The organism is Kitasatospora sp. NPDC023120 (assembly GCF_055560835.1).
Genome location: NZ_JBVHHY010000002.1, coordinates 148,001 through 170,617 on the forward strand (window position 1 = coordinate 148,001; position 22,617 = coordinate 170,617).

21 protein-coding genes are annotated in these 22,617 nt (G+C 74.8%); 6 read left to right on the forward strand and 15 right to left on the reverse strand.

The window, feature by feature from the left end; genetic code table 11:
* Window positions 1-16: 16 nt before the first annotated feature.
* From ACZ3TI_RS03255 to ACZ3TI_RS03265, 3 genes are all read left to right on the forward strand, one after another.
* Window positions 17-1,216, forward strand: a complete 1,200-nt coding sequence (locus ACZ3TI_RS03255) for a thiolase family protein (RefSeq protein WP_465722728.1) — start codon at window positions 17-19, stop codon at window positions 1,214-1,216.
* A gap of 100 nt (window positions 1,217-1,316) precedes the next feature.
* Entirely contained in the window at window positions 1,317-2,075 is a 759-nt protein-coding gene (fabG, locus tag ACZ3TI_RS03260; protein ID WP_465722730.1) for a 3-oxoacyl-ACP reductase FabG, read from the forward strand.
* Between the two features lie 252 nt (window positions 2,076-2,327).
* Window positions 2,328-3,698, forward strand: coding sequence for a S53 family peptidase (locus ACZ3TI_RS03265; RefSeq protein WP_465722733.1), 1,371 nt, complete (start codon window positions 2,328-2,330; stop codon window positions 3,696-3,698).
* A 187-nt stretch (window positions 3,699-3,885) separates the two neighbouring features.
* Here the strand turns inward: ACZ3TI_RS03265 and ACZ3TI_RS03270 are convergent, their stop codons facing one another.
* On the reverse strand, window positions 3,886-5,952 hold the full coding sequence (locus ACZ3TI_RS03270) for a hypothetical protein (protein ID WP_465722735.1): 2,067 nt from the start codon (window positions 5,950-5,952) through the stop codon (window positions 3,886-3,888).
* Window positions 5,953-6,124: 172 nt separating this feature from the next.
* Between ACZ3TI_RS03270 and ACZ3TI_RS03275 the strand changes: the two genes are divergently transcribed.
* Entirely contained in the window at window positions 6,125-6,637 is a 513-nt protein-coding gene (locus tag ACZ3TI_RS03275) for an HAD domain-containing protein (protein WP_465722737.1), read from the forward strand.
* A 19-nt stretch (window positions 6,638-6,656) separates the two neighbouring features.
* Here the strand turns inward: ACZ3TI_RS03275 and ACZ3TI_RS03280 are convergent, their stop codons facing one another.
* From ACZ3TI_RS03280 to ACZ3TI_RS03345, 14 genes are all read right to left on the reverse strand, one after another.
* Window positions 6,657-6,899 carry a hypothetical protein gene (locus ACZ3TI_RS03280; RefSeq protein ID WP_465722739.1) on the reverse strand — a complete coding sequence of 81 codons (243 nt, stop codon included), beginning with the start codon at window positions 6,897-6,899 and terminating at the stop codon, window positions 6,657-6,659.
* A 38-nt stretch (window positions 6,900-6,937) separates the two neighbouring features.
* Complete coding sequence (locus ACZ3TI_RS03285) at window positions 6,938-10,867, reverse strand: LysM peptidoglycan-binding domain-containing protein (RefSeq protein WP_465722741.1); 3,930 nt, start codon at window positions 10,865-10,867, stop codon at window positions 6,938-6,940.
* Window positions 10,867-11,262: a hypothetical protein gene (locus tag ACZ3TI_RS03290; protein WP_465722743.1), complete on the reverse strand. Its 396-nt coding sequence runs from the start codon at window positions 11,260-11,262 to the stop codon at window positions 10,867-10,869. The genes ACZ3TI_RS03285 and ACZ3TI_RS03290 overlap by 1 nt, the downstream gene beginning before the upstream one ends.
* 228 nt (window positions 11,263-11,490) lie before the next feature.
* A complete protein-coding gene (locus ACZ3TI_RS03295) occupies window positions 11,491-11,973 on the reverse strand; it encodes a TadE/TadG family type IV pilus assembly protein (protein WP_465722745.1) in 483 nt (160 codons plus the stop codon).
* The gene (locus ACZ3TI_RS03300; protein WP_465722747.1) at window positions 11,970-12,344 is read right to left on the reverse strand and encodes a TadE/TadG family type IV pilus assembly protein; all 375 of its coding nucleotides are present in this window, start codon (window positions 12,342-12,344) and stop codon (window positions 11,970-11,972) included. The genes ACZ3TI_RS03295 and ACZ3TI_RS03300 overlap by 4 nt, the downstream gene beginning before the upstream one ends.
* Before the next feature lie 35 nt (window positions 12,345-12,379).
* Complete coding sequence (locus ACZ3TI_RS03305; RefSeq protein ID WP_465722754.1) at window positions 12,380-12,667, reverse strand: hypothetical protein; 288 nt, start codon at window positions 12,665-12,667, stop codon at window positions 12,380-12,382.
* Between the two features lie 88 nt (window positions 12,668-12,755).
* Window positions 12,756-13,634 (reverse strand): hypothetical protein, encoded by an 879-nt coding sequence (locus ACZ3TI_RS03310; protein ID WP_465722756.1) that lies wholly within the window; start codon window positions 13,632-13,634, stop codon window positions 12,756-12,758.
* Window positions 13,631-14,593: a type II secretion system F family protein gene (locus ACZ3TI_RS03315; protein ID WP_465722758.1), complete on the reverse strand. Its 963-nt coding sequence runs from the start codon at window positions 14,591-14,593 to the stop codon at window positions 13,631-13,633. The genes ACZ3TI_RS03310 and ACZ3TI_RS03315 overlap by 4 nt, the downstream gene beginning before the upstream one ends.
* Window positions 14,593-16,206, reverse strand: a complete 1,614-nt coding sequence (locus ACZ3TI_RS03320) for a CpaF family protein (RefSeq protein WP_465722760.1) — start codon at window positions 16,204-16,206, stop codon at window positions 14,593-14,595. The genes ACZ3TI_RS03315 and ACZ3TI_RS03320 overlap by 1 nt, the downstream gene beginning before the upstream one ends.
* Complete coding sequence (locus tag ACZ3TI_RS03325) at window positions 16,196-17,563, reverse strand: CpaE-like family protein (RefSeq protein WP_465722762.1); 1,368 nt, start codon at window positions 17,561-17,563, stop codon at window positions 16,196-16,198. Before ACZ3TI_RS03325 ends, ACZ3TI_RS03320 begins: the two co-directional genes overlap by 11 nt.
* Complete coding sequence (locus tag ACZ3TI_RS03330; protein WP_465722764.1) at window positions 17,563-18,426, reverse strand: SAF domain-containing protein; 864 nt, start codon at window positions 18,424-18,426, stop codon at window positions 17,563-17,565. The genes ACZ3TI_RS03325 and ACZ3TI_RS03330 overlap by 1 nt, the downstream gene beginning before the upstream one ends.
* Window positions 18,427-18,490: 64 nt before the next feature.
* A complete protein-coding gene (locus tag ACZ3TI_RS03335) occupies window positions 18,491-19,387 on the reverse strand; it encodes a hypothetical protein (RefSeq protein WP_465722766.1) in 897 nt (298 codons plus the stop codon).
* 68 nt (window positions 19,388-19,455) lie between these two features.
* Window positions 19,456-20,079, reverse strand: a complete 624-nt coding sequence (locus tag ACZ3TI_RS03340; RefSeq protein WP_465722768.1) for a hypothetical protein — start codon at window positions 20,077-20,079, stop codon at window positions 19,456-19,458.
* Window positions 20,080-20,216: 137 nt separating this feature from the next.
* On the reverse strand, window positions 20,217-21,068 hold the full coding sequence (locus ACZ3TI_RS03345) for a hypothetical protein (protein WP_465722770.1): 852 nt from the start codon (window positions 21,066-21,068) through the stop codon (window positions 20,217-20,219).
* A gap of 264 nt (window positions 21,069-21,332) precedes the next feature.
* Between ACZ3TI_RS03345 and ACZ3TI_RS03350 the strand changes: the two genes are divergently transcribed.
* Window positions 21,333-21,776, forward strand: coding sequence for a pyridoxamine 5'-phosphate oxidase family protein (locus ACZ3TI_RS03350; protein WP_465722772.1), 444 nt, complete (start codon window positions 21,333-21,335; stop codon window positions 21,774-21,776).
* Between the two features lie 176 nt (window positions 21,777-21,952).
* Complete coding sequence (locus ACZ3TI_RS03355) at window positions 21,953-22,405, forward strand: MaoC family dehydratase (RefSeq protein ID WP_465722774.1); 453 nt, start codon at window positions 21,953-21,955, stop codon at window positions 22,403-22,405.
* The last annotated feature ends 212 nt before the right edge of the window (window positions 22,406-22,617 follow it).

Below are 22,617 nucleotides of genomic sequence, written 5' to 3' on the forward strand. Positions count from 1 at the left end.
CAAGGAGCCCGACGACGTGCGTCCCGTCTACTTCGCCGCAGCCCGCCGCACACCCATCGGCCGCCTGCGCGGAGCGTTCGCCACCGTCCGCCCGGACGACCTCTCGGCCACCGTGCTGCGCGCCCTGCTCGCCGACGTACCCGCCCTCGACCCGGCCCGGATCGACGACGTCTACTGGGGCGCCGCCAACCAGGCCGGCGAGGACAACCGCAACGCCGCCCGGATGGCCGTCCTGCTGGCCGGCCTGCCGGAGAGCGTCCCCGGAGCCACCGTCAACCGGCTCTGCGCCTCCGGCCTGGAGGCCGTCACGCTCGCCGCCCGGGCCATCGGCTCCGGCGAGGCCGAGGTGGTGCTGGCCGGCGGCTGCGAGTCGATGACCCGCGCCCCCTTCGTCCTGCCCCGCCCCGACGAGGCGCTGCCGCACCGGATGGAGACCTACGACACCCGGCTCGGCTGGCGGCTCACCAACCCCCGGATGGCCGAACTGCACGGCGTGCTCAGCATGGGCGAGACCGCCGAGGAGGTCGCCACCCGCTACGGCATCACCCGGGAGCGCCAGGACGCCTTCGCGCTGCGCAGCCACCAGCGGGCCGCCGCCGCCCGCAAGGACGGGCACTTCGACGCCGAGCTGATCCCGGTCGAGCGGCCGGACGGCGTGACGGTGAGCCAGGACGAGGGCATCCGCGAGGACACCAGCCTGGCGAAGCTCGCCGGACTCAAGCCGGTCTTCCGCCCCGGGGGCACCGTCACCGCCGGGAACGCCTCGCCGATGAACGACGGCGCGGCCGGGTTGGTCCTGGTCAGCGAGGAGGCCCTGCGCGACCTCGGACTGCAGCCGCTCGGCCGGTACGTGGCGGGCGCCTCCGCCGGGGTGCACCCGGACGTCATGGGCATCGGGCCGGTGCCGGCGACGGCGAAGGTGCTCGGACGGGCCGGCTGGTCGCTCGCCGACCTGGACACCGCCGAGCTCAACGAGGCCTTCGCCGCCCAGGCGCTGGCCTCCGCCGACGGCATCGGGTTCGACCCGGAGCGGGCCGACGAGCTGGTCAACCCCAGCGGCGGGGCGATCGCCCTCGGCCACCCGCTGGGCGGCTCCGGCGCCCGCATCCTCACCACCCTGCTGCACCGGATGCGCCGTACCGGCGCCCGGCGCGGCCTGGCCACCATGTGCGTGGGCGTGGGGCAGGGTACGGCCGTGCTGGTCGAGAACGTCTGACGGGGTTTCCGTGAGTTCCGTGGTGCCTGTGGTTCCTGTGGTTCCTGTGGTTCCTGTGGTTCCTGTGGTTCCTGAGTTTTCCGTGATCGGAGGAGATGAGATGGCCCGTTTCACCGGGAAGGTCGCCGTGGTGACCGGCGCTGCGCAGGGCATCGGGGCGGCCACCGCCCGGCTGCTGGCGGAGGAGGGCGCGGCGGTCGCCGTGGTCGACCTCAGCGCCGAGCGGGCGGCCGGGACGGTCGCCGAGATCACCGCCAAGGGCGGCACCGCCCGGGCGTACGGTTGCGACGTGGCCGACTACGACGCCGTCGAGGCGGTGTTCGCGCAGATCGCCGCCGACCTCGGCGGGGTGCACATCCTGGTCAACAACGCCGGGATCACCCGGGACAACCTGTTCTTCAAGATGCCCAAGTCCGACTGGGACGCGGTGCTGACCGTCAACCTGACCAGCGCGTACAACTGCAGCCACGTCGCGCAGAAGTACATGGTGGCGCAGAAGTACGGGAAGATCGTCTCGCTCAGCTCGCGCTCCGCCCTCGGCAACCGGGGCCAGGCCAACTACGCTGCCGCGAAGGCCGGCATCCAGGGCCTCACCGCGACCCTGGCGATCGAGCTCGGCCCGTTCAACATCAACGTCAACGCCGTTGCCCCGGGCTACATCGCCACCGCGATGACCGCGGCCACCGCCGAGCGGGTCGGCAGCTCGGCCGAGGAGCACCAGACCGAGGTCGCCGCCCGTACGCCGCTGCGCCGGGTCGGGCAGCCGGAGGAGGTCGCCTCGGTGGTCGCCTTCCTGGCGAGCGAGGACGCCTCGTACGTCAGCGGGCAGACACTGTACGTCAACGGCGGCGCCCGGTAGTCCGGAGGGGCTGCCCGAGTAGGCGGTTCCCGGCAGGTCCGGGAACTCCTACTGACGGGTCATCAGAAGACCGCCCCAGGTGCGAGGTTACTTTCCCCTGGGGCGGTCTTTACCTTTTCGCGTGGCCGAGCATGACCACGACCTTGATCACATGACCCCACCAATTGACTATGGCATGATCATGCAGCACTCGATGGGATGGCCGAACCGACCCGACCGGACCAGGTCGGGCCCTGCGTCCCAAGGAGTCCCATGGGCAGCCCCGCTACCCTCCGCCGCGCCCTGGCTCTGCTCGCCGTGGGGGCCACCGCCCTCACGGCCGGCACCGTCGCCGTACCGGCGGCCGGCACCGCGACCGCCGCCCCCTCGCACAACCTCGCGGGCGTCCACGTCCGCCCCGCCTCCTTCGGGCACCACAACGTCCAGGCGCGCCCCGCGCCGCTGACCACCACCCAGTGCGTCAGCCAGATCGGCCTCCACTGCTACTCCCCGCTGCAGTACCGCGAGGCGTACAACCTCAACCCGCTGTACCAGGAGGGCATCACCGGCAAGGGCCGCACGATCGTCATCGTCGACTCCTTCGGCTCGCCGACCATCCAGCACGACCTGGAGGTCTTCGACAAGCAGTGGGGCATCCCGGACACCCAGGTCGAGGTGGTCAAGTGGGGCAACGTCCCCGACTTCGACCCGAAGAACCCCGACCACACCGGCTGGGCCGGCGAGACCACCCTGGACGTCGAGTACGCCCACGCGGTCGCCCCCGACGCGCACATCATCCTGGTCGAGACCGGCGTCGCCGAGACCGAGGGCACCACCGGCCTGCCCGAGATGATGGACGCCGAGAAGTCCCTCATCAAGGCCGGTCGGGGCGACGTCATCTCGCAGAGCTTCGGCGCCACCGAGAACACCTTCCCCGGCTTCGAGAAGGGCGACTTCAAGTCGCTCACCGACCTGCGCTACGCCTTCAAGGCCGCCGCCGACCGCAACGTGACCGTGCTCGCCGCCTCCGGCGACAACGGCGCCACCGACGCGAAGGAGAACGGCAGCGACCTGTACCCGTACAAGGTCAACTCCTGGCCGTCCTCGGACCCGCTGGTCACCTCCATCGGCGGCACCCAGCTCACCCTGGACGACAGCGGCAAGCGCACCGCTGACGACAAGGTGTGGCACGACAAGTCCGGCGCCGGCGGCGGTGGCGTCTCCGGCATCTTCGAGCGCCCGTGGTACCAGGCCGGCGTCGCCAACGTCACCGGCAACCACCGCGGCACTCCGGACATCAGCATGAGCGCGGCCGTGGACGGCGGGGCCTGGACCTACGAGTCCTACGACCCGACCGCGGTCGGCTGGCACCTCACCGGCGGCACCAGCGAGGCCACCCCGATCTTCTCGGGTGTCGTCGCCCTCGCCGACCAGCTCGCGGGCTACCGCCTCGGCCAGATCAACTGGCGGCTGTACGGCCTGAGCCTGCTCCCGAGCCAGTGGAGCGGCATCAAGGACGTGAAGCAGGGCGACAACGGCTGGAACGGCGTCACCGGCTACAACGCCACCGAGGGCTACGACCTCGCCAGCGGCCTGGGCACCGTCGACGGCGCCAAGTTCGTCCACGCGATCGCCGGTCGGTGACCGGGGCCCGGGCAGCGGGTCGCACGACTGGCAGCTGACGGCTGACGGCTGACGGCTGACGGCTGACGAACGACAGCGGACAGATGACAGATTTCGAAATCTGTCATCTGTCCGCTGTTTTCTGTCTTCTGTTCGCTGACCTCTGTTCGCTGACCTCTGTTGGCGGTCTTCCGCTGCCCGTCAGCCGTCAGCCGGTAGCGGCCAGTTGGGCGAGGTAGCGCTCGGCGGCGCGGAGCTTGCGGCCCTCGGGGCCCGGGAGGAAGGCGCGCAGCTCGATGATCTCCGGCGCGATGCGGATGGCCTCCGCGCGATCGGTGATCGAGCGCCAGCAGGCCTCGGCGTTGGTGGCCGCCTGCTGGGTCTCCGGGTGGTCCGGGCCCTGGGAGCGGAGCAGCGTCAGGGCCACCTCGCGGTAGATGTCCGCAGCCTCGGCCGGTCGGCCGGCGAGCCGACAGACGTGCGCCCGGACCTGACGCACCTGGAGGACCGGTTCGGAGACGGCGCCGTGCTCGGCGATCGCCTCCAGCTCGAGGGCGAAGGCCAGGTCGGTCGCGGCGGCGTGGTCCCCCGCGTCGGCGCTGCGGACGATCCGCCCGATGACCTCGCGGTAGTCCGCCCGCGGGCGGCCGGCCGGCTGAGCGTCGACAGGGGCCGGGCCGGTCGGGACTTCGTCGGTCGGGGCCTCGGCAGCGGGCACCGCGCCCGTCGGCTCGGCCTCGGCCGGAACCGCGTCCTGGGACTCCTCCACGACCTCCGCGACCTCGGCGACCTCCGCGACCTCCGCGACCACGGCGGCCTCCACGACCTTCGCAGCCTCCGGCCCGCCCTTGAGGAGCGTGACACCCGCCGGGGTGGCGTTCTCCTCGGGCGCACCGCCCTCGGTCACGGCATCGGCCGGGACGGGCTTGCGCAGGGTCACACCCGGTGCCACGCCGGGTTCGACGAACTCGTCGGCCTCGCCGGACGCGGCGGACGCGGAGAACTCGCCCGCCTTCAGCAGGCTGACCGGACGCGCCGGGCGGGGCGGGGTCGGCGGCACGCCCGGCTTGACCAGGCTCACCGGGCCGCCGACGGTCACCGGAGCGGCGGGCAGGGTGGGCACCGGCGGGGTGGCAGCGTCCTCCTGCGGCTCCGCCGGGCGCGGCAGCAGCGGCGCCGGGGGCGGCGGGAACCCCGCGGGCACGGCGTCCGAGACGGGCACCGCGTCCGTCACCGGCGGCAGGTCGGCCACCGGGCCGTCGCCGCGCCGCGCTGTGTTGCGGAAGAACGGGCGGTCCGGGGCGTGCGTGGCCAGGATGACCACATCGGGCCGCAGCACCGAGTACACCTGCTGCCGCAGCTGCTCGGGCGCGAGCACCTCGCCCGCGCCGGGCCGGCCGCCGTGCAGCGCCTCGATCAGGGCGCGGGTGAAGGTGCCGATCTGCTCCGGGTCCGGGCTGACGACCGCCCACAGCGGGATGCCCTCGCTGAGCGGCGAAACGGTGCCCTGGAGGTACGGCCAGGCGTTCTGGTCGGCACTCAGGTCGGCGATGACGAGGGTCTGCCACTCGGCCGGACGGTGGCTCAGCTCGGCGGCGATGGCCTGCCAGGGCAGGCCGTCCTGCTTGGCGTCGCGCAGGGTCAGCTGGAGCTGGCCGCCGCGCTTGTCGGCGACGACGTGGCCTCCCACGTGCACCAGCAGCGGACCGGGGTGCCGGGAGGCGGCCCGCAGGTGGGCGAGGACGGTGTGCGGGTCGCTGGCGCCGGGGAGGTGGACGGCGTCCACCGCGTCGGCGGCCAGCAGTACCTGCGGCGACACGGCGGCGAGCATCGCCGAGAGCACCGGCGCCTGGGTCGGGCCGCCCCGGCCCCAGGTGCGGCGGCCGGAATTGCCGTACCCGCCCTCGACCACCAGGATCCGCCCGCGCGGCGCGGCACCGAGCCCGCCCGGGGTCGCGACTGCCGTACCCGGGACGCCGACCGGTGTCCCGCCCGCGGCCGGGAACGGCGGCGGAGTGGCCGAGGACGCCACGCCCGCGGCGGGCAGGCCGGTGAGCGTCCATCCGGTCGGCGGGACGGGCGGCGCGGCAGGAGGCGCCGCGGGCGGCGCCGGTGGCGTGACCGGCGCCGGGGGCGCGGGCGGCGGCTCGTAGAGCGCGGCGGGCCCGGGCGGGTGCTCCTCGGACGGGAGGCGCGGGGGCGGCGGTACGGCCTCCCAGGGGCCCGAGTCCGCTGCCGGGTCGGGGCCTCCGGAAACCGCTGTCGTCTCCGTCATCTCCTGGTCACCGCCCCGCCCCGCCGCTCCCGCGGCGTCTGATGCCCTTGACTGCGTGGTGCCTGCCACCACACTCCGTGCGCGCCACCCTACGAGATCCCGCCGCACCCGATCCAGGCCGGGTCTCCGATCGGCGCGCCACACCGTCCGAGCTGCCCGCTATCGTGCCGTCATGACCGGTGCCGACCGCCCCTTGCTCTTCCTCGACGTCGACGGACCGCTCATCCCCTTCGGTGCCCCTCCGCCGGGCGGCTACCCCACCTACCGCAGCCCGTACGGCTCCGGCTCGGCACCGGGCGGGAACCCGCTGGTGACCCGTGCCGACCCGGCGCTGGGGCCGCGCCTGCTCAGCCTGCCGTGCGAACCGGTGTGGGCGACCACCTGGCTGGAGGACGCCAACGAGTGCCTCGCGCCGTGGCTCGGACTGCCGCAACTCCCCGTCGTGCCATGGCCGCTGGAGGGCGAAGAGGACGGGACGGACGGCGTGCACTGGAAGACCCGCACGCTGGTCGCCTGGGCGGCCGGCCGCCCCTTCGCCTGGGTGGACGACGAGATCGGCGAGGCGGACCGCCGGTGGGTCGCGGCCCACTCCCCCGCCCGCACCCTCCTCCACCGGGTGGACCCCCAACGCGGCCTCACCGAGGCCGACTTCACCACACTGGGCGCCTGGCTGCGCACCGTCTGAGCGCGAGATCCGACCCGATCTACCGCAGCGGGCGGTGCGCGACCGCGAGGCGTGCCGCGGCGTCCGCGATGAACGCCGCGACCGCGCCCTCGAACTCGGCTTCCCGGGCCTTGAGTTCATATATGTCGGCGGCATCGCGCAGCATCCCCACGCAGGCGAACGCGGCGTCCGCGAGCGGCTCGGGCCGACCCGACAGCAGCTGCAGCCGGAACCGCGCCGTCTCGGCCGACGCGCCCAGCCGGTCGGCCTCGTCGGATGCCACACGGCCGAGGACGGCTTCCCCGGTTCAGGACGGTGAGCTCAGGAGCCGGCGAGCAGGTCCCGCAGCAGGGTGACGGTGTCGGAGTCGAGGTCGCGGCCGGTGCGGCGGCTGAGAGCGTCCAGCCGGTTGACGGCGCGCAGCAGCTGGTCACGGGCGCCGGCCGAGGCGTAGGCGTAGAACAGGTCCCGGTGCAGGAGTTCGACGTCCGGGGCGACGGCGAGGCCGCGGAAGACGGCGGCCTCGGCGCTGCGGTGGTCGCCGTACTGCAGGCGGCGGGCAGCCAGTTCGTGCGCGGTGTCGACGATCGCCGCGATCATGTCCTGGCGCTCCGCCTCGGCCCAGCCGTACGAGGCGGGCGGTGCCTCGGCGAACGGCGCGCCGCGGACCAGGGCGAGCGCGTGCGCCAGGGCGGCGTCGGCGGTGGCGCTGGTGCTGCGCATGCCGCGCCGGTAGAGGCTGCGGAACTCGTCCCAGTCGCAGGTGACCGCCGGGGCGAAGGAGTAGCCGTCGGTGGTGTCGGTCGGCAGGAAGGCGCGGCCCTCGGGCGAGGTGCCGAACCAGGCTGCCAGATCGGCGAGTTTGCCCGGCAGCGGGCTCTTCGCTTCGGCCGAGGTCGGGTGCGGGTCGAGGTGCGCGGCGCCGGGGTGCAGATCGTGGTCGAGGGCGTGGTGGTCGGAGCCGGGGCGCAGAGCGAGGTAGACGGCGAGCTCGGTGAGCCGGGGCAGCGCGCCGGTTTCGGCGCTGCCGAGGACGCCCGCGACGTCCACCGGTCCGAGCAGCCGGATCCGGGGGGCGTTGCGCGGGGCGTGCGCCTCCGGGGAGCGCAGGATGGCGAGCAGGTCGTCGCTGTCGCTGCGGCCGGACGTGGTCCGAGCGACGGCGGCAGCGGGGGCGGCGGCGACCGGGGCCACCTGGGCGACGGCGGCGGGGCCGGGCTCGGAGGCTGAGGCCTCCGTGTCCCCGGCGTCCCCGGTCCGTACGGCTTCGGCTTCGGCCTCGGCGACGGCGACGGCGACGGCTTCGGTAGCGGGGTCGACGGACGACTCCGGCTCCTCGACGGTTTCCGGCGCGGGCTCCCGCACGACGGGCGCGACCGGCGCGACGGGCGCAACCGGTACGACCGGCTGGACGGCGAGGACGACCGTCGGAGCGGCCCCGGTCGGAGCGTCCGCCGCCTCGACAGCCTCCTCGCCCGTCCCGGCGGCGGGCTCCTCGGACTCCGGCACATTCGGCCGCCGCAGGTCGCGGGTGGTCTCGTCGCCCGTCGCCTGCCGTCCCTGTCCGTTGACCGCGAACCGCGCCGGACCGGCCGGGACAGCCGCCGGACCACCCGCGGACGGACCACCCGGCACCGGAGCCGGAGCCGGTGTCACCGGGTCGGTGCCCGCGAACGGGCTGGCGCCGGTGCCGATGACCCGGGCCAGCAGCCGCGGGCCTGCGGCGGAGTCCGCGCCGTGCTCCGCCCCGCCGCCCGAGGCGCCGACGGCCGCCAGCACCGGTACGGCGGCGGGCAGTTCGGTGGTGTCGGTGTCCTCCGGACCGTCCAGGGTCCAGGCGGGGGCGGGGTGCTGGGTGGTGTCGTCGGCGACCCGGAGCAGCTCGGCGACCTGCTCGTACTGGTGCCCGCTGAGCCGCTGCAGCTCGACGGTGAGGTGCAGGCCCGGGATGGCGGCCTGACCGGTGGTCGGGAGGGTCCAGCGGGCGACCGGGCCGGTGCCGCGTTCGGGGGCGCGGGTGATGACGGCGACGCAGGTGCGCGGGCGGCCGTCGAGCAGCCGGCCGAGTTCGGCGGGGATGCCGCCGCCGGGCTGCTGGGCGCAGAGCACGATTTCGGGGGTCCACGACTCGTCGGCCTGGCCCCGGCTGCGGGCGTCGCGCGGGCTGGCGGCCTCGGCGGCGACCAGGGTGGCGCGGGCCTTGGCGGTGCGCGGGCCGAGGGCGGCGAGCGCGGCCTCCAGGGTGGCGTGGCGGTGGACGCGTTCGGCGGCCGGGCCGCTGATCGGCACCTCCTCGGCGAGGTCGACCAGGTGCAGGTGGAGCCGGTCGGCGAGCGGGCTGTGGGCGAGCTCGATGGCGAGGGTGCGCAGCACGTCGCGGGCGTCGTCCGGGTGGCCGGAGAGGTGGAGCAGCCGGACGGCCTCCAGGTCGGCGAGGACCACCGAGCCGTCGGGCGAGGTGCCGAGGGTGACCAGCGCGGGGTACGGCGCGGCGGTCTTGCGGGCCTGGGCGGCGCTGAGCATGTCGCCGGATTCGGGGCTGCACCACCAGACGTTGGCGGCGTGCGCGGCGCGGAACGGCGCGATCGGCGTGGCCGGGCCGGACAGGTGCAGCTCGATGGTGTGGTCGGGGGTGATCCGGGCGGCGACGATAGCGGGCAGGCGCTTGCCGCCGCGCACGGTGTTGCGGGCCAGGGTGCGCAGGGCGCGGTCCAGCAGTTCGAGCCCGGCCTGGTCCTGCCGGGCCATCAGCTCGTTCTCGAAGGCGGCGGCCTCGACGGCGGGCATCGCGATGCGATGCCGGGGGCGGCGGGCGCGCTGCTGGGTGCCGCGCTTGTGGGCGACGGTGCCGACCATGATGGCGGCGAGCAGGACACCGACGGTGGAGGTCGTGAGGGCGATGGTGTAGTCGTCACTGGGAGCCGGGTCGGCGTGCGCGGCGGGGGCGGGCGCATGCGTCGTCGCCGGGGCCTGGGTCGGGGCCGACTGCGGCGCACCCTGCGACGGCGCCGGAACAGGCGCGGGAGCAGGCGCGGGCGCCGGAGCAGGCGCCGGCGCGGGAGCCGGCGCGGGAGCCGGAGCCGGCGCCGGCGTGGCGGCAGCCCCCGGCACCGTGAGCACCATGCCCGGCACCACCACGTCCGGGTCGGTCAGCTGCTCCCCGTCCGGTGCCTGCACCCCCTTGTTCGCCTCGAAGAGCTTCGGCCATTCCTCGCCGTCCCCCAACTCCCGCTGGGCGATGGCCGACAGGCTGTCCCCGGCCTGGACGGTGACGGTCCGCTGCCCGCCTGTACCCGCACCCGGCTCCGTCCCGGCCTGCGGCGTCGTCCCCTGCGGAGTCCCCTGTGGCGCGCCCTGCGCCGCACCGCCCGAGGGCGCCGGAGCGGGCGCCGGAGCCGGAGCAGGCGCCGAAGCCGGGCTCTTCGCCTCGTCCGGCTTGGCGTCGGCCGGCATCAGCAGTTCCCAGCCGGGCTGGATCGGCCGGTCGGCGTCGAAGCGGATGCCGGAATCGTCCATCACCCGGCCGTCGTTGAGCTTGGCGATCTCCACCCATCGTTCGCCCGAGTCCAGTTGGCGCTCGGCGATGGACCACAGGCTGTCGGCGGGCCGGCTGTCCCGCACGGTGTACGTGGGTTGCTGCTCGGCGGCGGGCACCGGCGCGGGCACGGACTGCGCGGCGGGCAGCGCGGCACGCTGCACGCCGGGGGTCAACTGCGCCTGGGCCGCCGGGGTGTGGGCCAGTTCGGGGACAGCCGCGAAGGCCGAGCCGGCCACCGGCAGCAGGGCGAGCACCGAGCCGACCAGCCCGGCCGCGAGCCGCTGGCTCCAGCCGAAGGCGGGGATCCGGCGGGCGATCCGGCCGCGCAGCTGGGCGGGGATCTCCAGCAGGACGGAGAGCGCGAAGCACGCCCAGGCGAGCCAGCCGACGACCACCAGCGCCCACAGGAAAAGCCGTCCGTCGTCCGGGCTGGTGAGCGCCTCGCCCACACCGCCCGGCGCGACCTCGCCCATCCCGGCGACCGCCTGGGTGCCGTACAGCAGCAGCGCGGGCACGCCGAACAGCAGGACGAGCAGGGTGACCAGCGCGGCGAGCGCGGTGATCAGGGCGCCGCCGCGGCCGCGTCCGCGCGGCGGTCGGGGCGCCGGGGCGGCGGGCCGTCGTGCGCCCCCGCCGGCGCGATGCGCGGCCCCGGCCCGGCCGTTGCGGGCCTGGGCGGTTCGGGCCTGGTCCTTGGCACGTGGCGCGGCCATCAGTCGGTCTCCGCTTTCTCGACTCCGTGGACGAGGGTCGCACTGCCCTTGCCCGTTACCTTCCGCTCCCCGAGGGCGCCCAGCAGGACCGGCCGGTAGTCGGCCTGCACGGTGACGGTGACGACCTTGCCGTCACCGGAGAACGCGATGTCACCGGCCCTCAGACCGTAGAGGCCGAGGTAGGCGTCGGCGGCGTCCCGGACGTACTTCTCCTCGACCTTGAAGCCCGCCCCCTGCAGGACGGCGGCCCGGTCGAGCTGCTGGCCGCCGACCCGCGCGGCTTCCTGGGCGTAGGCGTCGGTGCGCTCGGCGACCCGCAGTCGGCCGCCCGCGTCGATCACCAGGGCGATGACGAGCACGACGTAGGCCGCGCAGATCGCGACGAAGAGGGCCACCGCGCCCCGGTCGGACCGACGCGCCCGCGCCGGTCGCCGCAGACGACTCAACACCCGCATCCCCTCCCCGCGATCCGCATGCCGCTCTCCCCACCGGCCGCACCGGGCGCCGCTCGGTACCGTTCTGTCATTCCCCGAGCGCTCTCCGCTTGCGTCTCCCCCGCACGGGCCGCCTCCAATCCCCCCGCTCCTCCGTGGCGGAAGCCGCGGTGGCGGCGGCGCGCGCCGTCACGTGCCCCGGTAGCGGTCCACCACCGAGGTGAACTCGCCGACGAGGTGCTTCGTCACGGGGACACCGGACGGTCCGCCGAGCAGGTCGGCCAGTTCGACGTCACAGACCACCCTGACCGTGACGGTGGTGACCGGGCCGCCGGGTAGGTTCAGCTCGCCCTTGACCACCTGGACGTCGCCGTTCCGGCAGGACACGCCCTGCTGGCGCAGCGACGCGAAGGCGGAGTCCCTGGCCGGCTGGTCCATCCCGTCGACGCTGCGCTGCAGCGAGGCGGTGCGGGCCCCGGCCCGGGCGGCGGCCTCGACGCTGCCGGCCGTGGTCTGCACCCGCCCGGCGGCGATGGCCACCAGGACCAGCCCGACCACCGGCGGCACCACGATCGCCGCCTCGATCGCGACCCCGCCCCGGTCCCGCCGCCGCGGGCGCCACCGGCGCAGGCGCGAACCGGGCGGGCGCGCACCGGGCAGCCCCCGTCTCACGGCTTCACCACCGGCGGTACGAAGCGCTCGCGCGGCGCCTCGGCGAACTGCGTGATGACGGGCGCCGAGAGACCGGGTATCAGCAGTGGTGGCCGCAGCTCCACGGTGACCCGGATGGTCGTGGGCGTGCTGCCGTCGGTGCGCACCGAGTAGTCGTGCGCGCCCTGCCGGTCGAGGAAGTCCCGGGCCTGCCGCTGCGCCGCCTCGTTCTTTGCCTCGTCCGTCGCGTTGCCCTGCACCCGCCCGGCGTCCACGCCCTCACGGGCGGCGCTGAGCGCGACCTGCCGGTCGTACCACCACAGCGCGGCTTGGACGACGAGCAGCAGGAGCAGCAGGACGACCGGGAAGACGATGGCGAGACTGACGCTCATCGACCCCCGGTCGCCGCGGCGACGGACGCGGCGCATCACTTGGTGGCGCCGCCGCCCGCGCCGCCGGGCATGTTCGGGTCCTGCTGCACCTTCTGGACGACCTTGTCCTTCAGCAGGTACAGCGCGGTCGCGACGGCTCCCGCGACGAACACCAACGCGATGATGGCGAGGGCGAGTTCGATGCTGATCGCGCCGCGGTCGCCGCGCGCGCGAGCGGCTCGCAGCCGGCCGAGCCGCAGCGTGAACAGCAGCAGGGCGAACTGCACCGGCAGCAGGACGGGCCGCAGCGCCCGGCCGGCCAGGTGGACGAGTCGTACGGTCATCGGGTTCTCCCGGGGGATGTGGCGGTGTGGTGGTGGTGCGGGCTGCTCCGGAACGGGCTCTGCATCTGCGACAACCTTCATCCGGGTGTCAGTTGAGCATCTGGTGGAGCGCCGGGAAGACGATCAGGACGGTCATCAGCAGCGTCAGCGCGGCTCCCGGCGCGACCATCCGCTCGCTGTCGGCGTTGGCGCGGGCAAGGTCCTCGGCGAGCAGTTCGCCGCGCAGGCCCTTGGCCCGGGCCCGCAGGGTGTCGTACACGGCGGCGCCGTCGGTGCCGGACAGCCGCATGATGTCGGCCACGTCCTGCAGCGGGCTGAGGCCCAACTCGGCGGCCAGTGCGTCGAGTCCGGCCCACGGCGGGAGCCGGTCGGTGGCCGCGCGCTCCAGCGCGTCGCGGATCCGCCGGAACACCGCGCCCTGCCCGACCGAGGCGGCCCGGCGCAGCGCCTCGGCGGGGCCGCAGTCGGCGGCCCGCTCCAGTGCGACGAGTTCCAGGTAGGCGGCGATGCCGTGCAGGTACTCGGTGCGCGCCTCCTTGGCCTCGCCGCGCACGATGGCGTCCGGGACGAACCAGAGCAGCCCGGCCAGCAGCGGTCCGGCGACCAGCGGCAGGGCGAAGGGCAGGCCGATGTCCATCACCACGGCCATCGCGCCCAGGTAGGCGGGCAGCACCAGGCCGAGCGCGGCGAACAGCAGCTTGTGCACCATGAACCGGGCCGGGGTGCGGCCGATCAGGGCGAGTTCGCGGCGCGGGACGGAGACCCCCCGCAGCTGGACGGAGCGCTCGCCGATCCGGTCGTACCAGCGCGGCCGTTCGTCCGGGTCCTGCTCGCGGTCGGCGGGAACGGCGTGCAGCCGGTCCAGCGCCTGGTGTAGGTCCGGGGGCGCGGGCCGCAGTTCGGCGACCAACAGGGCGAGGCCGCCGGCCGCGACGGCGCCGGCCAGCACGGACCAGGGGGAGATCACCGGACCTCCCCGAGCTGCTCGGTCTGCTGCGCCTCGGGTGCCTGCGCGCCCGTCCGCCGTCCGTTCCTGCTGCGCCGGTCCGGCGTGAGCAGCCGGGGCACCGGCGGGTGGGAGGCCAGCGCCCGCATCCAGGCGATGATCGCGACGAACAGGGCGGCGACCACGGCGAGGACCAGCTGGCCGAGGAAGGTCCCGTACGGCCGGGTGTACTCGGTGTTGAAGGAGCCGATCGTGACGACCAGCACGATGATGCCGACGAGCCAGCGGATGGTGGTCCGGTGCTTGGCCCGGTCGGCCTCGATGACGCGGCGCTGGCGGACCTCCTCGCGCACCGAGTCGGCCATGTCGGACAGCGTGCGGGCCAGGCCGGGGCCGCTGTCCCCGGCCCGCAGCACGAGCGCGGCGAGCACCTTGTCGGCGGTGGCGTCGGCCAGGCTGTCGGCGAAGGCGTGCAGCGCCTCCTCGGGCCGCCAGCGGGCCTGCAGCCGGGCGGCCAGCTCGCCGATCTCGTCCTCCAGGGCGGCGGGGGCGGTGCGGCGGCTGGTGACGATGGCCTGGTTGAGGCCGACGCCGAGCAGCAGCACGTCGGCGATCCGCTGGGTCCATTCGGACAGCGCTTCGAGCCGCTCGATCCGGTGGGTGTCCGGGCGGGTGGTGTCGAACAGCCAGGGCAGGCCGAAGACGGCCAGCGGCACCAGCAGCGCGGTCAGCGGGATGCCGGTGAACAGCCAGGCCAGCGGCGCGCCGGCGAGCGCGAGCGGCAGCTGGACCCTCCGCAGCCGCACCATCCGGGGCGCGGCCGTCCCCGGGGCGCCGTACCAGAACACGTGGGCGCGGCCGGCCAGCGGGTTGGACCGCGCCGCCTCGTCCTCGTCGCCGGGCTCGCTGCCGCGGGCCCAGGCCACCAGGGCGACCAGGCCGCCCGCGACCGCCAGCCCGCACAGGGCGAACAGCAGCATCACCGCGCGCCACCGCCGATCCGCAGCTGCAGCGGGCTGGCCCAACTCCCGTACCGGGAGCCGAGCAGGCCGGCGTCGAAGCCGGCCCGGCGCAGGTCGTCCAGGCACTGCGGCGGGGTGTGCGGCACGGCCCGCGGCTCGCCGAGCTCCGGCCGGGGGCCGAAGACGGTGTTCAGCGCGGGCCGTCCGCTCTCGCCGAGGCCGGTGACCTCCAGGACGTGGGAGACGAAGCGGTGCCGGCGGCCGCCGACGGCGGTCTCGTCGACCATGCTGACGTGCACGATGAGGTCCAGGGCGTTGGCGGTGAGCCGGTAGGCGAGCGAGTCGGTCATGTGCGAGCCGTACTCCAGGCAGAGTTCGGCGATGCGGTCGACCACCATGTGCGGGCCGCGGGCGTGCAGGGTGCACATCGAGCCGCCCTCGCCGTTGGTCATCACCCGCAGCATCGGGACGACCTCGCCGGAGCGGACCTCGCCGACGATGATCCGGGACAGCGTCATGCGCAGCGCGGCCGGAATGAGGTCGCCGATCGTCAACTCCCCTGCCAGCCGCCCCTCGACGCGCTCGCCGTTGCCCTCGCGGGCCTCCATCGGGACGACCTGGCGCAGGTGGCCGAGGGTGTGCAGCCAGAGCTCGAACTCCGACTCCAGGGTGCCGATCCGCTCATCCGGCGGGATCTCGGCGGCCATCGCGCGCAGCAGGCTGGTCTTGCCGACGCCCTGCGTGCCGGTGATCATCACGTTCTTCCGGGCCCGGATCGCGGCGGCCAGGAAGGCGGCCAAGGTGCCGTCCAGGGTGCCGAGTTCGACCATCTCGGGCAGCGTCGCGGAGGCCACCCGGTGGCGGCGGATCGCGACGTACGGGCGGGGCGTCACCTCGGTGAGCGCCTGCAGGCGCATGCCGCCCTCGAGCCGCAGCGCGAGGGTCGGGCTGGCGGTGGACAGGCTGCGCTCGCCGCCGCCGTGCTGACGGGCCAGGTCCTGCAGCAGTTCGATGAGTTCGGCGTCGCTGTCGGCCACCGGCGGGACCTGGCGCAGGGGTTGGTGCACCTTGGAGACCCAGACGTCGTCGCAGCCGTTGATCAGGATGTTCTCGATCTCCGGGTCGTCCAGGTAGGGCTGGAGCCGCCCGGCCCGGAAGAGCAGGTCGAAGACGGCCTCGGCGAGGGCGCGGTCCTGCTCCCGGGTGGGCGGGATGCCGTGGGTCTGCGCGTAGGCGTCGGACCAGCGGGCGACCGACTCCTCGATCAGCGCCCGGCCGCGCTGGCGGCGGGTGGCGCGGTCCGGCTCCGAGCCGGAAGCGGACGTCAACCGGCTGATCTGCTGGTGCAGTTCGGCTGCGACCTGGCGCTTGAGCTCGCGGGCGACCTGCGGGTCGACGGCGGGCCGGGTGGCGGCGCCGCGCAGGTCCAGCGAGGGCAGCTGGGAGGGCACGGCGGTGGGCGAACCCGAGCCGGGCGCGACGGGACCGGGCCCGACGGGGCCACCCGCGACCGGACCGGGCGCGACGGGCTGCGGCGCGACCGGGCCGGCCGTGGGCACGGGCGCCGACGCGGCCCAGGGCAGCGCGGCGGGATCGGCCGCGGGCCGCTGGTGCAGGGGGCTACCGCGCACGGAGCACCTCCCCGGGGTTGTGCGGGTACTGCCCGTTCACCTGCACCTGACCATCCGTCACCGTCGGTTGCTGGAGCGGGTACTGGTCGTCCCGATCGCCCTGGTCGGCCCGGTCGCCGCCCTGGTCGGCCTGCGGCGGCGACTGCACGTGCGCCGGGAACGGCGCCGGCGCGGCCGGCTGCGGCGCCAGCCCGGCCAGCGGCGCCACCGGACCGGTGACGATCACCGGCGGGACCGGCTGCGGCGGCGTGTACGACGGCGGCTCCGCGTCGTACGGAGCCTGACCGTACGGAGCCGAGCCGTACGCCGTCTGACCGTACGGAGTCTGCGAGTACGAAGTCTGCGAGTACGGCGCCTGCCCGGACACGCTCTGCCCATACGCGTCCTGACCGTACGGGGATTGCCCGTAGGCCACCTGCCCGTACCCGGTCGGCGCGGGCGTCGGCGTCGGGGTCGGCCGGCTCGGCGCCGGAGGCACGGGCACCACGGGCACCGTCGGGCCCGGCACCGGCGACGGCACCGCTGCCGCCACCGGAGCCACGGCCGCCGGAGCCGCAGCCACCGCGCCCGGCGCCAGCCGCTGCCGACGGCGGCGGACCAGCAGCTGCACCTCGTCCGCCGCCGAGCGTGCCGTCCGCATCAGCTCGGAGCGGATGAACCGCCGGTCGGTGGTGTCGCCGCCGTCGGAGAGCACCTTCGCCGTCCGGGTGGCGTGCGGCAGCACCCCGAGCACCGGCAGTCCGAGCTCGCGGGACACCTCGGCCCGCGCGTACGGTCCTTCGGCGACCAGCAGCAGCCCGAGCGCGTCCGCTCCGGTGCCGGCCGAGGCCAGGTCCTCGGCGAGGGCGGACAGCCGGGGCCGGATCGCGCTCAGCCCGCGCAGCGTGGTCCGGACGGTCACCGCGACCACGTCCGCCCGGCGGGCCAGCACCGCGCTCGCGCCGGTGGCGCCGGAGCGGCCGAGGTCCACGATGACGTCGTAGCCCTGCTGTTCGATGCCGTGCAGCAGTTCGGCGAGCGGCTCCCAGGTGTAGGCGAGGCCGGGGGCCTGGGTGGGGTCGGTCAGCCCGGGCAGCAGCAGGCGTTCGGCCTCGCCGTCCGGCGAGAGGTCGATCAGCTGCTCCCAGATGGTCTGCGCGAGCAGCCCGCGCCGGTCGGCGACGGCCAGGTTGCGCAGCCCGTACACCGCCTCGACCCGGCCCTCCAGGGCGCCCGCGAGCACCGCGCCGCCGTCCGGGTCGGCCTCGACCAGCAGGATCCGCCGACCGGGCTGGAGCGGCCAGGCCAGCAGCAGCGCCAGCGCGGTCGTGGTCGCGCCGGGCGCGCCCGGACCGCCGACCACCGCGATCACCGCCATCAGGCGCCCCCGGTCGCGGCCGGGGCCACGGACGCACCGGACGCGGACGCACCGGCGGACGGCGCCCCGGTCGCGGGCGCGCCGCTCGGCGCCGGGCCGGGCACGGCTCCCCCGGTCGCGGCGCCGCGCGGCGCCAGCAGCACCTGGATCCGCCCGCTCGCCACCCACTGCGCCAGCCGGGGCCCGTCCGCCGTGCCGACCGCGACGTCGATCACCTGGCTGCCGTCGGTGTCCACCCGACCGACGGTGATCACCGTCGCCGGCAGCGAGTCGGCCCGGCCGTTGTCGGGCGTGTAGACCACGACGAGCTGCACCCCGGGCTGGAGCCGGCTGGCGGGCAGCTGGCTGCGCTTGGCGGAGACGCCGACCACGATCTGCCCGGGCTGCACGGTGAGGCCCTGGGCGAGGTCGCCGCTGGTGAGCATCGCGCCGCGCTTGAGGTCGGTGGCGGCCCGCATGCCGATCGCCTTCGTCCGGTCCTGGGCCGACACCGGGTGCAGCGCCGGGTCGCCCGCGATCCGGGCCACCACCAGGTCGTCCTCGGTGATCACCTGACCCCACGGCACGTCCCGGGCGAGCGCCAGCACCGCGACCCGCTGGCCGGTGCTGTTGTAGAGGACGGCCCCGCCCAGCCCGCCGGCCGCGATCAGCGCGACCGCCATCGCCAGCACCGCCGGGCGCCGCCGCCTCGCCCGCATGGTCCGTCCGGGCGCGTGCGGCACCGCCCGTCCCCGGCCCCCGCCCTTGCCCGGGCCCTTGCCCGGATGCCCGCCGGACTGCTCCTGCTGCTCCGGGAGCGCCACGGAGGCCCCGGCGCCCGCGGGTGTGCCGGATCCCGGCGTCGCGAATGTACGGTTCTCCACCGGGTTCCGCCCTTCCCTCGTACGTTGCCGGATCGTCAGTAGTCGAATCGCCGTCGTGGCGCGGTCAGTTGAGGACCTGCATCTCGGCGACCCGGAGCGTGAACTTCGAGGACTGCGGGATGTCGACGTCGAAGACCTTGGCCTGCGGTCCGGTCACGACGACGTGGCCCTGCCAGTTCGCCGTCACGGTGCCGGCGAAGACGCCGTCCTTCCTGGTGCCCGAGCCGACGGCGAACTCGTACCCGCAGTCCGGGGACTGGGCGGCGCCGTACTTCGGGTCGTACGGCGTCCCGGGCTTGTCACAGGTCTTCTCGACGCCCCGGTCGAAGATCCAGGTCACGTTCCTCAGCACGGGCGTGACGGTGACCGAGGCGCCGGGCACCGACAGCGTCTTCGGCTCAGGCGCCTTGACGTCGTCCAGCCAGAGCCAGACGGGCGCCTTGACCACGGCGGTGCCCTTGGGCGCGACGCCCGCGGCGGGCTTGGGGAACCTCATCTCGTGGGCGAGGCTGAGGCCGACGGCCCGCAGGTCGAGCACCGGGGGCCCGGCCGGCGAACCGGACTCGAACACGCTCTCGATGCCGTCCGTGCCACCGCCCGTCTGCGGGCAGACCTTGGTGTAGATCGCGCCCTCCGAGGGCTTGTGCCCGCCCCACTCGGTCGCGCCCTCGGGGGGCTGCGGGTCCTGCACCTTGAAGTAGCAGCCCACGTCGCTGTTGAACCAGCCGCGCTCCGGGTCGTGGCAGGCCCATTCCACGCCGTGGTAGCTGCACACCATCGGGCCGTCGTCCGACCCGCCGCCACCGCCGCCGCCCGGCTGGGTGGACCCGGGCTTGGGGGTGCCACCGGTATGGACGTCCGAGCAGATCTTGTCGGGGGCGCATTGGGTGGCGCCGCCCCCGCTCGGTGGTTCGTCTGCCGACGCCGGCAGCGCCGTGGAGAGCAGCAATCCGACGGACAACGGTGCGAGGATCACGAATCGCCGGGCCCGATGACGCCTGTTCGGCATGGTCGACACTGTCGGCACGGTCAGCATGTCCGGTCCACCTCCCGCTTGAAGTCGTAGATCAGCCAACGTGCTTGGAACCAGTGCAGGGAAGCCGTCGCCAGGTAGCGATTCAGCCGCTGGGCCGGATCTTTCGCGGCCCGGGTGACGGCATCGACACGATGCCAGTCGGTCACGTCGACGCAGTCCTCGATCACGGCGGTCTGCGGATCGGCTTTGAGGTCAATGGCCTTGACCACCGCGGAATTGCGCGGCGTTCCGGTCATCACCAGTTTGGCGTCGCGGAGTTGACGCAGGCCGACCAGGGTGTCCGACAGTGCGCGACCGGAGGAGTACGACTCCAGCGAGAATCCGTCCGAATCCGTGCGTGCGAAAGCCTCGGTCTGGGCCTGCCACCAGTCCTGATAGGTCTTCAGGGCCAGTCGGCCCATCGCCCCTTCCGGGCCGTCGGTCGGCGCGATCGAGGCGTTTACGGAACCACTCGAAGGAGTTACCGGGGCCACTCCCGCAACGGTGGGCGCCGCCGTCCCGAGGTGATCGACGGAACCGTCGGCGCCACCGCTCGCACAAGCGCCGAGCAGCAACACCAGAACCGCCCCGCAGACCCCAACCGCCCCAGGGCGCAACACATTTCCGCGCTGCCGCATCGCCCCACCTCGTCGCGACCGAACCGATCCGTGATCCACGGCCGCCAGAAGAATTCCGCCGTCCCGCCGGTGTTTCCGCTGGGGATCGATTCTTCGCCAACCCACCCCATCACGGCAACACCTCAGGCCCCCTGACCTTACGCGGAAGGCGGTTCCGTCGGGGCACTTTCCCGCCACAGAACGGCCAACAGTTCTTCGGAAAGCGACAATCCGGCCAATGCGCCCCGAACCGCGGCCCGATTGCGCATCAACAGGCGCCCGCCGTGCGGCGGAACGAGCAGGCGCGCGCCCGGCGCACCCGAACTACCCGCCGACTCCCCACCGTCCGTCAGCGCCGCCACGGCGGGCTGGAGGTCCAGCGGGGCGACGGCCGCAGGGGCACCCGGAACGCCCTGGCGCAGGACGGTGGTCAGGGCCCGGCTGAACGAGCCCTCACCGCCCGGCAGTACGGCGTCCCGGCCGCGTCTGCCCGGGGCGTAGCGGCCGATCCGGCCCCACAGCGGGACGCGCGGGTAGCTCAGCAGTTCGCCCGCGCTATCCTCGCCGCCGCGCTCCAGGGCCGCCCAGGTGTCCCGGTCGGCCACCGCGTCGACCAGCAGCAGCGCCTCCTCCTGGTCACCGTGCACCATCGCGCTGACCACCCAGTCCCAGGCCAGTCCCCGGCGGTAGGCGTTGTCGGGGGTGCTGCCGCCGGTGACCAGGGCGAGCCGGCGCCCGCGCGGGTCGGCGACCAACTGGCCGACCAGGCAGACCACCAGCCAGCGGCCGGGGTGCTGGGCCGCGTCCCGGACGGCGGTGAGCATCGCGTTGGCGTCCGCGTCCGGCGCGGCCGTGGTGACCCGGCAGCCGGCCGCGCCGGCGTCGAAGCACATCCCGGGCAGCACCTCGGCGAGCAACCGGGCGCCCTCCGGCGCGGACGCCGCACCGCCGAAGGCCCGGTCGGGGCCGCCGTCCGCCCCGATCACCACCAGATCGACCCCGCCCGCCATCGCTCCCCCCTCCTGGTCGGCCCCGACGCCCCGGAGCCGCCGCCCGCCGCTGTGGTCCGCTCGCCGCGCCGCCGTGCCGTGCCGTGCCGGTTCACGCCGCCGTTCGCGTCACCGCTCGCGCCACCGCTCGCCGCACCGCTCGCCGCACCGTCCTGCCGCCGGGCAGGCTACCGCCCCGGGCGGCCGCCGACGGGGCTCCCGGCCCGTCCGCTCAGGGACCATGGGCCCTATCGACGCACGCGCCGACCGAGGACGATCGGACGCATGGAGCGTGAGGACCGTGTGGAGACCCTGAGCGAGGCCGAGTGCCTGCGGCTGCTCAGCACCGTGCCCGTCGGGCGCGTGGTGTACACCGAGCACGCACTGCCGGCCGTCCTGCCGGTCTCCTTCGAGGTCCTGGACGGGCGGCTGGTGCTCGCCGTGCGCCGGGGAAGTGCCACCGCGCGCGGGCTTGACGGCACGGTGGTGGCCTTCCAGGCCGATCTGCTGGACCCGGTCACCCGCACCGGGTGGAGCGTGCTGGTGCACGGACGGGCCGATGCGGTGCGCGACCCCGAGCAGGTGCGGCGGGTGCTGCGCTCCGGTCTGCGGGCGTGGGTGGGCGACCCGGAGCCGCTGTTCGTCGCCCTGGTGCCGGAGCTGGTCAGCGGCCGCCGGCTGTTCCCGACCGGGCGGGGCACCCCGGGGCGGGCGATGCTGCGGCCCTGAGCAGCCGCACCGTCCGAACCCCGGCTTCCTGACGGACGCGGCCTCCCGACCGGGTCGGCTCCCGACGGTGTCGGCTTCCTGACGGACTCGGGCTCCTGACAGATACCGGTGGGTAGGCATACGCTTCCGGCGTCCTGACCCCTCCCCGGGCCTGTCCCCCCCTCCAGGAGCGCACCGTGACGACCTTCGCCTCCCTCGCCGAGCTGACCTCCGCCGTCGGCACCGAGCTGGGCACCAGCGAGTGGCACACCATCGAGCAGCGGCAGATCGACCTGTTCGCCGAGGCGACCGGCGACCACCAGTGGATCCACGTCGACCCGGAGCGCGCCAAGGAGAGCCAGTTCGGCTCGACCATCGCGCACGGCTACCTGACCCAGTCGATGATCCCGGTCCTGGCGAAGGAGTGCTACGCGGTCGAGGGCGTGCGGATGGCACTGAACTACGGCTCCGAGAAGGTGCGCTTCCCGGCGCCGGTGCCGGTGGGCACGGCGATCCGGGCCACCGCCGTGCTGGTCTCCGCCACCGAGGTGCCGGGCGGGGTCCAGGCGGTGGTGCGGTTCACCATCACCAGCGAGCAGAGCGCCAAGCCGCACTGCGTCGCGGAGACGATCACCCGCTTCTACGCCTGACCGGGCCCTACCCGGCCGGTCCCGGGGCCGCACCGGACCCGGGGCCGGCCGGGTACGCCGATTGGACCGCACCGAGCCCTCCACCAGGTCCGGACGGCCCACGGCGAGTAACCTCCGACGAGATGGTTGTCGTACCGCAGTGACCTCGGCCGAAGCCGCGGTGCGCGCCCCGGCACGCCCGGTAGCCGTGACCGTCCTTGGAGGAGCCGTGC